Source organism: Beijerinckia sp. 28-YEA-48 (genome assembly GCF_900104955.1).
Classification (GTDB): Bacteria; Pseudomonadota; Alphaproteobacteria; order Rhizobiales; family Beijerinckiaceae; genus Terripilifer.
The window spans coordinates 5,404,584-5,417,292 of record NZ_FNSI01000001.1; the positions used below are offsets into that span (position 1 = coordinate 5,404,584).

The window sequence follows — 12,709 nt, forward strand, 5'->3', positions numbered from 1 at the left end:
ATGACCGAACCTCATGTGAGTGATCTGCCAACGGCGGACGAAATTCGCGACCTTGTTCGCCCCGATCATGTTCATCGGCGCGCCTATGCCGATCCCGCCGTGTTTCAACTCGAGCAGGACCGTATTTTCGGGCGTCTGTGGATCTATGTCGCGCATGAAAGCCAGATCAAAAAATCTGGCGATTTCGTGCGCACGCGGCTTGGACCCCATGAAGTCCTGGTCACACGCAGCGAAGATGGCCAGATCAATGTCCTGATCAATCGTTGTCCGCATCGCGGCGCGCGGCTGTGCATGGTCGATCACGGCACGAGCCGGCTGTTCAGCTGTCCCTATCACGCCTGGGTCTTTCGCCCGGATGGTACGTTGTCGTCGGTTCCGCATCGCCAGAGCTATCCGGAAAGCTTCGATCTGGACGATGCCCGCAATCACATGCAGCGCATCCATCAGATCGAGACCTATCGCGGTTTCATCTTCGCTACGCTGAATGAAGCGCCCGAGCCATTAGCCAAACATCTGGGGCCGATGGTCGAGGTGATCGACAACCTCTGCGATCGGGCGCCCGATGGCGAAGTCGAAATGGCGGAATCGTATTTCTCGGTGGAGTATCGCGGCAATTGGAAGCTGCATATGGAAAATGCCGCCGACATTTTCCATCCGAGCTTCGTCCATGCCTCCTCGGTGATGCCCGCCCGCAAGGCGCCAGCGAATGCCTCGATCCTCGATCAGGACCAGACGCGCGAGATGCTGCTGGCCAATGGCTTCGGCTTCAAGGAATGGGAGGGCATCCAGCTCAACGGCCTGCCTGGCGGCCACGCTTATATGACCAACATCTACAGTGATGGCGTTTTGGTGAACAAGGACGCCGATCCCGTCGCGGCTCAGTACAGGGCCGCGCTCGTCGCCAAAGTGGGGGAGGCGCGAACGGCTGCGATCCTTGGCATGAACCGCTTCAACAACATCGTTTATCCCAATCTCATCATCAACGCGCAGTATCAGCAGATGCGCGTCGCGACCCCGTTGGCGGTCGATCGCACGCTCGTGCGCATCTATTGCTTCAAGCTCAAGGGGGCGCCGGACGCGATGTTTCACCGCGCCGTGCGCTTCCTGACGACGCTCGGCTCGCCGGCCTCAATGATCTTTTCCGACGATGTGGAAATGCTGGAGCGCTGCCAGCAGGGGCTCTCGAAAGATAGCGGCCCCTGGGTCGATTTCTCGCGCGGGCTCGACAGCGATCGGAGCGACCCGAATGGCATGCTTTCAGGCGCGGCGAGCGAGATGCCGATGCGCGTCCAATTCCAGGCATGGGTGAACTATTTGACCGCCGAGGCTGCCTGATGCTCGACCTTGCTCTGCAACGACAGATCGAACTCTTTCTCTTCGAGGAGGCGCGCCTCCTCGACGATGGCGATTTCGAAGGATGGCTGAAGCTCTATGAGCCACAGGGGATCTATTGGATGCCCAGCCAGCCTGGGCAGACCGATCCACTCAATGTCGCGTCGATCATTTATGAGGACCACGCGATCCTCTCGATCCGCGTGCGCCGGCTGTTGGAAGAGCGTGCGCTCGTCTTGACGCCGATGCCGCGCACAACGCATGTTGTCAGCAATATCGAGGCAAAAGCTGCGGGCGAGCAGGCATTTACGGTTGGCGCGGCCTTCATCTGCGTCGTCCATCAGGGCGACAAACAGACGCTCTATTCGGGTCGCCATAGCTATGATCTTGTCCGCTCAGACGATACGTTTCGAATCAAGATGAAGCGCGTGGCCTTGATGAATTGCGATGCCGCGCATGCGCCGATGACCATCCCCCTGTAGGGACGAATGAGAGCATGGTTCAGGTCAAGAAGAAGGAAATCCGGCAGGCGATCCTGGATAGCGCCTACGACCTCTTCTCCGAACGCGGCTATCACAGCACCACTTTGCAGGAGATCGCCGACCTCGCCGGGATCGGCGTCAGTAGCGTCTATTCTTATTTTCCTTCGAAGATCGACTTGTTTTATGCCGTCTTTGTGCCCTGGACAGAGGCGGCTTTTGAGCGCCTTGAGCAGCGCGTTAACAAGCAGAAGAGCAACCGGGAGAAGCTGCGCACCATCATGCTCGGTGTCTGGCGTGACATGCCGGAGGAGAATATCGGGCTCACCAACAGCCTGATGGAGGCCTTGGCCTCGGCTGATCCGAAACGGCCGAAGCCGGTGCCATTGCTGAAGTGGACGGAAGACAGGTTGATGGAGATGCTGAGAGGCATTCTGCCCGACAGCGGCATCGACTATGAGTTGCTGCCCAACCTGTTCATGATGGCGAATGACGGCTTCGTCATCAACCGCCGGCTCAACGACCTGCGCGACATTGAGCGGCTGTGCAACGCCATGTGCGATATCATTCTGGGGCGAAACTAGGGGACTGCCAGCTAGAGGCATGCCTGGAGGCCCAGAGGCCCAGAGGCCCAGAGGACAGCCAGAAGGGTTGCCAGGTGCGGGCGCAGGTAGGAAGCGCCCGGCGCTGACGCGATCGCCACCGTCGCTTCCTGTGCATGGGCGGGGCAGGCCTAAGAGTTCCTGACTTCCGGTCTTTTCACATGATCTGGTCGTATTTTAGGGGCCGAGCCCCGCACCGAATCCCCGGTGGCTCCCCCGAAAACGGCGTGGCCGGCATGGTTGCCCCCGGCTCTGGTGGCTGTTCGGCGAATCCCTGACCCTCCCGTTGCGCGGTTCGGCTGTTTCAGCCGATCTCAAAATCCGAAATTCACAGGTCCGGATCTAATTTCTACTGCCAAGTTTCGCTTCTTGGCGTGGGGTTTCTTTGATTTAAAAACTTATTGCGATGTTTTTTTGAAAAAACCGTGTTGACAGTTCCGGAGCTCTCCGCCATAAGCAGCACACCGACGGCGACGCCGCTTCCAACGGCTGCCGGAACTCGGCTTCTTCGAGCTTCTCGAGGCGTACATAATCTGGATTGTTCGGCCATGTAGGTCGGGTGATCAAGACGATAGCGGTTCTCCCGCTGTTACGTGTGTGTCTTGGTTTGGTGCGCTGTTTGACAATTAAATCGGAAGAAAGAGAGACGTGGACGGCGGATGTCCTTGCGGATGTTCCTGTAAAGGAATGTCGTATGAGACACTCTGACGGTCACGTTCTTCAAGTACACCGTTCGCAGCCGAGAGGCGCGGACAGTGCTTGGAACTCGTCAATAATGTTGACAGTGACCAGTCGGGATAAAATCTCAACTACAACTTGAGAGTTTGATCCTGGCTCAGAACGAACGCTGGCGGCAGGCCTAACACATGCAAGTCGAACGCTGTAGCAATACAGAGTGGCAGACGGGTGAGTAACACGTGGGAATATACCCTTTGGTTCGGAATAACTCAGGGAAACTTGAGCTAATACCGGATAAGCGCGAGAGCGGAAAGATTTATCGCCGAAGGATTAGCCCGCGTCTGATTAGCTAGTTGGTGAGGTAATGGCTCACCAAGGCGACGATCAGTAGCTGGTCTGAGAGGATGACCAGCCACATTGGGACTGAGACACGGCCCAAACTCCTACGGGAGGCAGCAGTGGGGAATATTGGACAATGGGCGCAAGCCTGATCCAGCCATGCCGCGTGAGTGATGACGGCCTTAGGGTTGTAAAGCTCTTTTACCTGGGAAGATAATGACGGTACCAGGAGAATAAGCCCCGGCTAACTTCGTGCCAGCAGCCGCGGTAATACGAAGGGGGCTAGCGTTGTTCGGAATTACTGGGCGTAAAGCGCACGTAGGCGGATCTTTAAGTCAGGGGTGAAATCCCAGAGCTCAACTCTGGAACTGCCCTTGATACTGGGGATCTTGAGTCCGGAAGAGGTAAGTGGAACTGCGAGTGTAGAGGTGAAATTCGTAGATATTCGCAAGAACACCAGTGGCGAAGGCGGCTTACTGGTCCGGTACTGACGCTGAGGTGCGAAAGCGTGGGGAGCAAACAGGATTAGATACCCTGGTAGTCCACGCCGTAAACGATGGATGCTAGCCGTTAGGCAGCTTGCTGCTTAGTGGCGCAGCTAACGCTTTAAGCATCCCGCCTGGGGAGTACGGTCGCAAGATTAAAACTCAAAGGAATTGACGGGGGCCCGCACAAGCGGTGGAGCATGTGGTTTAATTCGAAGCAACGCGCAGAACCTTACCAGCTTTTGACATGTCCTGGACGGATACCAGAGATGGTTTCTTCTCTTCGGAGCCGGGAACACAGGTGCTGCATGGCTGTCGTCAGCTCGTGTCGTGAGATGTTGGGTTAAGTCCCGCAACGAGCGCAACCCTCGCCCTTAGTTGCCATCATTAAGTTGGGCACTCTAGGGGGACTGCCGGTGATAAGCCGGAGGAAGGTGGGGATGACGTCAAGTCCTCATGGCCCTTACAGGCTGGGCTACACACGTGCTACAATGGCGGTGACAGTGGGATGCGAAGGCGCGAGCCCTGGCAAATCTCAAAAAGCCGTCTCAGTTCGGATTGCACTCTGCAACTCGAGTGCATGAAGGTGGAATCGCTAGTAATCGCAGATCAGAACGCTGCGGTGAATACGTTCCCGGGCCTTGTACACACCGCCCGTCACACCATGGGAGTTGGTTCTACCCGAAGGCGTTTTCTTAACCGCAAGGAGAGAGGCGACCACGGTAGGGTCAGCGACTGGGGTGAAGTCGTAACAAGGTAGCCGTAGGGGAACCTGCGGCTGGATCACCTCCTTTCTAAGGATGTTTCTTCAAGAGTGACTTCGGTCGTTCTTATCGAAACTCTTTCAGAATATAACGGTCAGTCAGACCGATCATGCGGGACAACCGCCGTCTTCGTTTCTCTTTCTTCTTGGACGAGCCCGCCAAGGTTCCTGCATCCTGCGGGATGTGGACCGGTTCGGGCTTGTAGCTCAGTTGGTTAGAGCGCGCGCTTGATAAGCGTGAGGTCGGAAGTTCGAGTCTTCCCAGGCCCACCATTTTGTCGCGTATCGCCAACTGTCACCCTGGTTCGAGCACTGGCTCGGGGCCATAGCTCAGTTGGGAGAGCGCGTGCTTTGCAAGCATGAGGTCGTCGGTTCGATCCCGTCTGGCTCCACCAGATGGTTGATCGCTGCGATCGCTTTCCGGCTCGTCCATATAAAGTTTGCGGCATGCTAACGCGTGTCCGCCAAGAGTTTTCTGACATCGTAAAGAGGAAATATATCCGGTTACCCGCAAGGGAAATCGGGCAAGAGGCTCGCAAGAGCAGTTCTGCCTGGTGGATCTTAAAGGGTAAGCATACCAGCAGCTGGTTCTATACCAGCAAGTGGGCGTAGCTTGACCGCAGCGCTCCCGGATATGTTTGAAGCAAAACTGGTCTTTTCTATCGCATCCTGCTGGACACCCTCCAGCGACCGCGTGGCCCTTTGCCGAGGGACCACGAGAGGTGGATAGCGATAATGAGAGTGATTAAGTGTAATAAGGGTATCCGGTGGATGCCTTGGCGCTAAGAGGCGATGAAGGACGTGGTACGCTGCGATAAGCCGTGGGGAGGTGCGAACAACCTTTGATCCGCGGATTTCCGAATGGGGAAACCCACCTTCGATATCTGTAATTCCGAAGCCTTCGGCTTTGGAAACAAAGCCTGATGGTTTTGGACTTACAGATATCAAAAGAAGGTATTTGTGCCTGAATACATAGGGTACAAAAGCAAACCCAGGGAACTGAAACATCTAAGTACCTGGAGGAAAGGACATCAACGAGACTCCGTTAGTAGTGGCGAGCGAACGCGGACCAGGCCAGTGCCTCAGTATTTTTAATCAGAATCGGTTGGAAAACCGGGCCTTAGTGGGTGATAGCCCCGTATGGATTTCGAAATACTGAGGACTTGAGTAGGGCGGGACACGTGTAATCCTGTCTGAACATGGGGAGACCACTCTCCAAGCCTAAGTACTCCTTAGCGACCGATAGCGAACAAGTACCGTGAGGGAAAGGTGAAAAGCACCCCGACGAGGGGAGTGAAATAGTTCCTGAAACCGGATACCTACAAACAGTCGGAGCCCAAGGTTCGTCCTGGGTGACGGCGTACCTTTTGTATTATGGGTCAGCGACTTAATCTGACGAGCAAGCTTAAGCCGGTAGGTGTAGGCGCAGCGAAAGCGAGTCTGAACAGGGCGTTCAGTTCGTCGGATTAGACCCGAAACCGGGTGATCTAGTCATGAGCAGGTTGAAGGTAAGGTAACACTTACTGGAGGACCGAACGGGTGCCTGTTGAAAAAGGCTCCGATGACTTGTGATTAGGGGTGAAAGGCCAACCAAACTCGGAAATAGCTGGTTCTCCGCGAAATATATTTAGGTATAGCCTTGCGTGAATACTCCAGGGGGTAGAGCACTGGATGGGCTAGGGGGGTTCACAGCCTTACCAAACCTAACCAAACTCCGAATACCTGGAAGTAATGCGCAGGAGTCACACAGTGGGTGCTAACGTCCATTGTGGAGAGGGAAACAACCCAGACCAACAGCTAAGGCCCCTAATTCGTGGCTAAGTGGGAAAGGATGTGGAAATCCCAAAACAACCAGGAGGTTGGCTTAGAAGCAGCCATCCTTTAAAGAAAGCGTAACAGCTCACTGGTCTAAATAAGGGTTTCCGCGCCGAAGATGTACCGGGGCTCAAGCCACGAGCCGAAGCTTTGGGCGCAGCAATGCGCGGTAGCGGAGCGTTCCATAAGCCGTCGAAGGGACAGCCGTGAGGCATCCTGGAGGTATTGGAAGTGCGAATGCTGACATGAGTAACGACAAACACTGTGAAAGACAGTGTCGCCGAAAGTCCAAGGGTTCCTGCGTAAAGTTAATCTTCGCAGGGTTAGCCGGTCCCTAAGGCGAGGCCGAAAGGCGTAGTCGATGGGAACCACGTTAATATTCGTGGGCCAGTGGGTGGTGACGGATTGCGAAAGTTGTACGGGATTATTGGATTTCTTGTGCAACCTGGCGGTCCCAGGAAATAGCCCCCACATTAGACCGTACCCCAAACCGACACAGGTGGACTGGTAGAGTATACCAAGGCGCTTGAGAGAATGATGTTGAAGGAACTCGGCAATTTACCTCCGTAACTTCGGAAGAAGGAGGCTCTCGGCTTGGGCAACCAGGTCGGGGGGGCACAGACCAGGGGGTGGCAACTGTTTAACAAAAACACAGGGCTCTGCGAAATCGTAAGATGACGTATAGGGTCTGACGCCTGCCCGGTGCCGGAAGGTTAAGAGGAGAGGTTCACGCCTTGAATCGAAGCCCCGGTAAACGGCGGCCGTAACTATAACGGTCCTAAGGTAGCGAAATTCCTTGTCGGGTAAGTTCCGACCTGCACGAATGGCGTAATGACTTCCCCGCTGTCTCCAACATCAGCTCAGTGAAATTGAATTCCCCGTGAAGATGCGGGGTTCCTGCGGTCAGACGGAAAGACCCCGTGCACCTTTACTGCAACTTTGCACTGGTATTCGTGTTAGCATGTGTAGGATAGGTGGTAGACTTTGAAGCGTGGGCGCCAGCTCATGTGGAGTCACCCTTGAAATACCACCCTTATTGACATGGATATCTAACCGCGCTCCGTCATCCGGAGCCGGGACAGCGCATGGTGGGCAGTTTGACTGGGGCGGTCGCCTCCCAAAGAGTAACGGAGGCGCGCGATGGTTGGCTCAGACCGGTCGGAAATCGGTCGTTGAGTGCAATGGCATAAGCCAGCCTGACTGCGAGACAAACAAGTCGAGCAGAGACGAAAGTCGGTCATAGTGATCCGGTGGTCCCGAGTGGGTGGGCCATCGCTCAACGGATAAAAGGTACGCCGGGGATAACAGGCTGATACTGCCCAAGAGTCCATATCGACGGCAGTGTTTGGCACCTCGATGTCGGCTCATCACATCCTGGGGCTGGAGAAGGTCCCAAGGGTTCGGCTGTTCGCCGATTAAAGTGGTACGTGAGCTGGGTTCAAAACGTCGTGAGACAGTTTGGTCCCTATCTGCCGTGGGTGTAGGAGAATTGAGAGGATTTGCCCCTAGTACGAGAGGACCGGGGTGAACGTACCTCTGGTGGAGCTGTTGTGGCGCCAGCCGCAGTGCAGCGTAGCTATGTACGGACGGGATAACCGCTGAATGCATCTAAGCGGGAAACCCACCTCAAAACGAGTTCTCCCTCGAGAGCCGTGGAAGACGACCACGTTGATAGGCCGGGTGTGGAAGTGCAGCAATGCATGTAGCTTACCGGTACTAATAGCTCGATTGGCTTAAACACTCTCATTAGTCGATATCCATCTAGGTCGACTCATGTCCCTTCAGGGATGTGAGTTTGGCCTGCGATAAAAACCCAGTTTTGCTTCTGTCCGCTTTTCGCCGGCCTGGTGACTTTTGCGGAGTGACCAGACCCGATCCCATCCCGAACTCGGCCGTCAAACGCTCCCGCGCCAATGGTACTATGTCTCAAGACCTGGGAGAGTAGGTCGTTGCCAGGCCTGCAAAAAGCGGAATATCCTCTTTATTATGAAAGTTCGCGACGGCTTTCTCTCGAAGGCCGTCGTTGCTTTTTAGGCTGCGACAATCTAATGAAGCCGCAGTCTTCCGGTTGGCGCGGGGTGGAGCAGCCCGGTAGCTCGTCAGGCTCATAACCTGAAGGTCACAGGTTCAAATCCTGTCCCCGCAACCAAATTTAAAGCCCCTCGTCTCCAGACGAGGGGCTTTTTTCGTTTGGAGGCGACGAAGCTTCCGCGATCCCTGCGGCCTTGCTTGAACTGTAGGCGATGGCGTTACTCGTCCACACAGTCATTGCGTGTTGAGTTACCGCATTGGTCTGCTTCCGGCCGTTCCCGGATCGCTGCTTTGCTGCTTTCGATCATTGGTTCGCTGTTCGCGTTGGTCCTGACGCGTGGTTACGTCGGGGGCGCCCGGCGGTGCTTGCTGTGTAGTGCCACTCGCGCCTTGGTCGGTGGTGTTGCGTTTCTGATCGTCGGTGCGCTGCTCGCGGCGATCCTGCCGATCCACGCCGACGCCGGGCGCTCCTGATGGTGCTTGTGCGCCAGGTCGTGTTCCTTGATCCGTTGTGGCGTCGGCGGGTCTCGTGTTGCTTGGTGCTGGTGCCTGCGCATAAGCGGACATGCTGATGATTGATGTCGCGAATGCAGCAGCCGTCATTATCCTGCGGATCATTGCATTTCTCCTTGCGTTGCTTTTGCAGGGTCAATCACCGGTTGCTGTGATCGTTCCCTATGCGATAAGACGCCGCCGTTTGTTCGCGCGAAGAGGCGTTTGGCGACATGGTCATTTCTGCCATTGCGCCATCGGCGATGATCTCATCGATAAGATCGTGAACTTCTAAGTTGCGTGGTGCGCGTCTACTCGCGCAACCCTGATGATAATGTTTGAATCTGTTGAGCGTTCCATCGAAGTGGCAGATGACTGATCCGGTTCCTTCGATGCTCGAGTGGTTCCGCGACTTCGCACTTTGGTCGCGTCAACTGCATGGAATGACCACATGATGAACAGAAGATGGCCGGTTTTGATCGTCCAACTGTGCGTACTCGCGGACCTATGACGAGCCGCGCCTGATAGAAAGGACGCACAATGCGAATACTGATGACACTCACAGCGCTCTCAGTCCTGGCCTTTGCAGCGTCAGCTCAGGCGCAATCGCAAGTTCCACAAAGCCGCTCCGAGGGATCCGCTGCGTCAGATACGTCTGCGCCCCAGCGATTTAAGAAGGTTCAGATTGTTGAGTTCAAAGACCTTCCGACCAATTCTCAAAATCAAGTCGATACGGTCATCGCAACGATGCAGCAGGACGATTTACAGAAGCTGCATCAATCAATTGATTCAATCCCGGCGGCTGCGCAGGCCTTGAAAGCGAAGGGCTTGAGTTCATCGCAAGTTGTCGTTGCCAGTCTTGATGATGAGGGAACGCTGACGTTGATTACCAAATCGACGTGAGGTCGCGCTTCCCAATTATTTGAACGTCGTGGGCCTTGGGGGCAATCCAAGGAGCATCCAATGAAACTAGCATCTGCAAATGTTGATCAAGCCATGAGTCATCTCGACGCACAAGTTGTGCCTGATGATCATCCAGTCAACGAGCGTCTGGTCAGTCTGTTCGGCGACCATACCTTCTTCCTCAATCAAAGTGGTCTCAATATCGTCGAGCCAGCGGAGCCAGTCGAGCCTGGTGATGATGGCGCTCTGACAGGACGAGTGATCAAGCTTGCGACGTGGACTGATGAAAGTCGCACCAGCTTGGCGCCGCATGAGCGAGAGGTCACGGAAGTCGTTGTCCCCCTGAGCGATGTCGCATAGCGAAGCCGAACTAAACAGCTATGGAACTTACGGCGCTCGTTGATGAACGGTTTTCATCTCGAGCGCCGTTTGTTTGAAGCCTTCCTTTGGGATTTGCGCGGTGAGAGGCTCTAAGCGCGCCTGCATGACGTGGCCGAGGGGTAATCGATTGGGCTCGCTGGTGGCATGTCACTCATCGCCGTCAGCTCATCAGGCCTCGACTTCCGACGGCCGAACAGCGTTCAGGGTGACGTCCCGATCAAACTTGCTCATCTCGGCTCTTTGCTCGCATGGAAGCCAACCCTATATTATCTGTTAGCGATCAATCGGTTATGCTAAGTTGGTCCACATCGTGGATGTATCGTCTTCTGCTGAAAATTGCGTTTGAAGGAGATGATCCGATATCTTCCTTTATCGGTATCGTTTTGCTGCTGTCTTTGTGGCGGGTTGATAGGAACGTGGAAGCGCGCAGCACGCGCGGCTTCACAGGTAGAGTGAGGCGGAAGCCGAGATGCCAGCACGCGGTCGTGGAGTGAGACGACGCGGCGGCCTCAGGTTCTGGTTCCGGCGGCTGCTGTTCGTTCTCCTGGCCTTGGCGCTGCTGCCGCTCGCTTTGACGCTTCTCTACGCCATCCCGCAGGTGCGGCCTGTTTCGACGTTGATGCTCGCGGACCTGGTTACAGGGGGGTACGATCGGCGATGGGTTGATATCGATGATATCGCGCCGGTGCTGCGCACCGCCGTCATCATGTCCGAGGATGGACAGTTCTGCGCTCATCACGGCATCGACTTTGCCGGGCTGAAGACGGTGGTCGATAAGACGTTGGACGGCGGGACGACCCGTGGCGCTTCGACGATCCCCATGCAGACGGCGAAGAATCTCTTTCTCTGGCCCGGTCGCTCTTTCGTCCGCAAAGCGCTGGAGGCGCCATTGGCGTTGTGGCTCGATGCGGTGCTGTCGAAGAAGCGGCTGCTCGAGATCTATCTCAACATTGTCGAATGGGGGCCGGGCATCTATGGCGCCGAGGCTGCCGCGCGGCATCACTTCGGCCGCTCCGCCAGCGAACTGACGCGCCGTCAGGCGGCGCTGCTGGCGGTGGCGCTGCCTAACCCGATCGTGCGCACCCCGGCGCGGCCAAGTGGCCTCCTCAATCGGCTTGCCTCAGTGATCGAACGGCGGATCGCCCAGGCCGGTAGCTATGCGGCCTGCGTAAAGTAGCGACGTTCGCCGGCATAACCATTCCCTATGCCTTTTCGACATTTTCATATTGGGCCGGTGTGTTGAAAAGCGGCTAGAATCGCTGCGCCTGGTTGGAGAGGGATGTCGCCGCCAGAGCCCGAAGAGCGTTCAGCTCTCGGATTTGGGAGGGAAGTTACAATGCAGCCGTTTCGGACACGGTTAAGCTTGCTCGCCGCGAGCGCTCTGGCATTCGTCCTGCCGCAATTCGTCCTGCCGCCTGCGGCTTCGGCGGACCCGGTTTCGGATTTCTATGCGGGCAAGGTCGTGACCATGCTCGTGCCGGCCAGCGTCGGTGGCGATGTCGATGCGCGCGCCCGCCTGATCTCGCGTTATATGGGCAAGTATATTCCCGGCCATCCGACGATCCTGCCGCGCAATATGCCGGGCGCCGTGGGCTTGCAGGCGGCGAACTGGCTCTACAACATCGCGCCGCGCGACGGCACTGTTCTGCACGCGGTCATGCAGAGCATGCCGACGCATCAATTGCTCGGTGGCCAGGGCGTGCAATTCGACGCCAGCAAATTCATCTGGATCGGCAATACGAGCGATGAATCCAACACCATCGTGTCGTGGGCGGCTTCGGGGGTGAAATCCTTCGCGGATCTGAAGGACCGCGAGGTGACTGTCGGCGCGCCGGGCACATTCACCAACTGTGTCTACTATCCGTTGCTGATGAATGCGGTGCTCGGCACCAAGTTCAAGATCATCTCCGGTTATCCAGGTGGCAATGAAGTCAACCTGGCGATGGAGCGCGGTGAAGTGAGCGCGCGCGCCTGCCAGGCCTGGTCGGCCTGGGCAAGCACGAAGCCTGACTGGCTGGCGGACAAGAAGATCAACATTCTCGTCCAGGTGCGCCGGGAAGCGAGCCCGGAACTACCTGGTGTTCCGTTGTTGGCCGATCTCGCCAGCAATGAGGAAGACAAGATGATCCTGCGGTTCATGTCGATGGACAATTCCTATGGCCGACCGTTCGCGACCACGCCGGATGTGCCGAGCGACCGCGTGAAAGCGCTGCGCCAAGCCTTCGACGAGACGATGCGCGATCCCGATCTTCTGGCTGAGGCGGTGAAGTCCGATATCAAGCTGACGCCTTCGAGCGGTGAGGACGTGCAGCGCCTGATTGCGGAGCTGTTCGCGACGCCCAAGAGCGTCATTGAGAAGACCAAGGCGATCCTGGCTGAAACGGCCCATGTCGCGCGGGTCAAATAGGC

At 56.4% G+C, this 12,709-nt stretch carries 9 protein-coding genes, 3 tRNA genes and 3 rRNA genes; all 15 read left to right on the plus strand.

The annotated features are described in order from the left end of the window. Complete coding sequence (locus BLW50_RS25355; RefSeq protein ID WP_170850348.1) at positions 1-1,335, plus strand: aromatic ring-hydroxylating oxygenase subunit alpha; 1,335 nt, start codon at positions 1-3, stop codon at positions 1,333-1,335. Further along, positions 1,335-1,814, plus strand: coding sequence for an aromatic-ring-hydroxylating dioxygenase subunit beta (locus tag BLW50_RS25360; RefSeq protein ID WP_170850349.1), 480 nt, complete (start codon positions 1,335-1,337; stop codon positions 1,812-1,814). The genes BLW50_RS25355 and BLW50_RS25360 overlap by 1 nt, the downstream gene beginning before the upstream one ends. A 14-nt stretch (positions 1,815-1,828) precedes the next feature. Continuing rightward, positions 1,829-2,395, plus strand: coding sequence for a TetR/AcrR family transcriptional regulator (locus BLW50_RS25365; RefSeq protein ID WP_090707623.1), 567 nt, complete (start codon positions 1,829-1,831; stop codon positions 2,393-2,395). A gap of 830 nt (positions 2,396-3,225) precedes the next feature. Next, positions 3,226-4,709: ribosomal RNA gene (locus BLW50_RS25370) — 16S ribosomal RNA — on the plus strand. Between the two features lie 165 nt (positions 4,710-4,874). After that, positions 4,875-4,951: transfer RNA gene (locus BLW50_RS25375), tRNA-Ile, on the plus strand. 46 nt (positions 4,952-4,997) lie between these two features. Next, positions 4,998-5,073: transfer RNA gene (locus tag BLW50_RS25380), tRNA-Ala, on the plus strand. 348 nt (positions 5,074-5,421) lie between these two features. Continuing rightward, a 23S ribosomal RNA gene (locus BLW50_RS25385) occupies positions 5,422-8,234 on the plus strand. Between the two features lie 102 nt (positions 8,235-8,336). Beyond that, positions 8,337-8,451 (plus strand): 5S ribosomal RNA (gene rrf / locus BLW50_RS25390). The 16S, 23S and 5S rRNA genes sit together here with 3 tRNA genes alongside, the layout of an rRNA operon. A gap of 114 nt (positions 8,452-8,565) precedes the next feature. Then, a tRNA-Met gene (locus BLW50_RS25395) sits at positions 8,566-8,642 on the plus strand. A 173-nt stretch (positions 8,643-8,815) separates the two neighbouring features. Beyond that, the gene (locus BLW50_RS25400) at positions 8,816-8,998 is read left to right on the plus strand and encodes a hypothetical protein (protein WP_090707624.1); all 183 of its coding nucleotides are present in this window, start codon (positions 8,816-8,818) and stop codon (positions 8,996-8,998) included. A 97-nt stretch (positions 8,999-9,095) separates the two neighbouring features. Beyond that, on the plus strand, positions 9,096-9,311 hold the full coding sequence (locus BLW50_RS25405) for a hypothetical protein (RefSeq protein ID WP_139267735.1): 216 nt from the start codon (positions 9,096-9,098) through the stop codon (positions 9,309-9,311). Between the two features lie 257 nt (positions 9,312-9,568). After that, complete coding sequence (locus BLW50_RS25410; protein ID WP_090707626.1) at positions 9,569-9,919, plus strand: hypothetical protein; 351 nt, start codon at positions 9,569-9,571, stop codon at positions 9,917-9,919. A gap of 60 nt (positions 9,920-9,979) precedes the next feature. Then, on the plus strand, positions 9,980-10,279 hold the full coding sequence (locus BLW50_RS25415) for a hypothetical protein (protein WP_090707627.1): 300 nt from the start codon (positions 9,980-9,982) through the stop codon (positions 10,277-10,279). Positions 10,280-10,769: 490 nt separating this feature from the next. After that, positions 10,770-11,477, plus strand: coding sequence for a monofunctional biosynthetic peptidoglycan transglycosylase (gene mtgA, locus BLW50_RS25420; RefSeq protein WP_090707628.1), 708 nt, complete (start codon positions 10,770-10,772; stop codon positions 11,475-11,477). Between the two features lie 159 nt (positions 11,478-11,636). Beyond that, positions 11,637-12,707, plus strand: a complete 1,071-nt coding sequence (locus BLW50_RS25425; protein ID WP_090707629.1) for a Bug family tripartite tricarboxylate transporter substrate binding protein — start codon at positions 11,637-11,639, stop codon at positions 12,705-12,707. Positions 12,708-12,709: the final 2 nt, after the last annotated feature.

Excerpts from the sequence above, each read along its gene's own strand:
- BLW50_RS25365 (WP_090707623.1), top strand. The coding sequence starts at position 1,829 with ATGGTTCAGGTCAAGAAGAAGGAAATCCGGCAGGCGATCCTGGATAGC.
- mtgA (WP_090707628.1), top strand. The coding sequence starts at position 10,770 with ATGCCAGCACGCGGTCGTGGAGTGAGACGACGCGGCGGCCTCAGGTTC.
- BLW50_RS25410 (WP_090707626.1), top strand. The coding sequence starts at position 9,569 with ATGACACTCACAGCGCTCTCAGTCCTGGCCTTTGCAGCGTCAGCTCAG.
- BLW50_RS25355 (WP_170850348.1), top strand. The coding sequence starts at position 1 with ATGACCGAACCTCATGTGAGTGATCTGCCAACGGCGGACGAAATTCGC.
- BLW50_RS25425 (WP_090707629.1), top strand. The coding sequence starts at position 11,637 with ATGCAGCCGTTTCGGACACGGTTAAGCTTGCTCGCCGCGAGCGCTCTG.
- BLW50_RS25360 (WP_170850349.1), top strand. The coding sequence starts at position 1,335 with ATGCTCGACCTTGCTCTGCAACGACAGATCGAACTCTTTCTCTTCGAG.
- BLW50_RS25415 (WP_090707627.1), top strand. The coding sequence starts at position 9,980 with ATGAAACTAGCATCTGCAAATGTTGATCAAGCCATGAGTCATCTCGAC.
- BLW50_RS25405 (WP_139267735.1), top strand. The coding sequence starts at position 9,096 with ATGATTGATGTCGCGAATGCAGCAGCCGTCATTATCCTGCGGATCATT.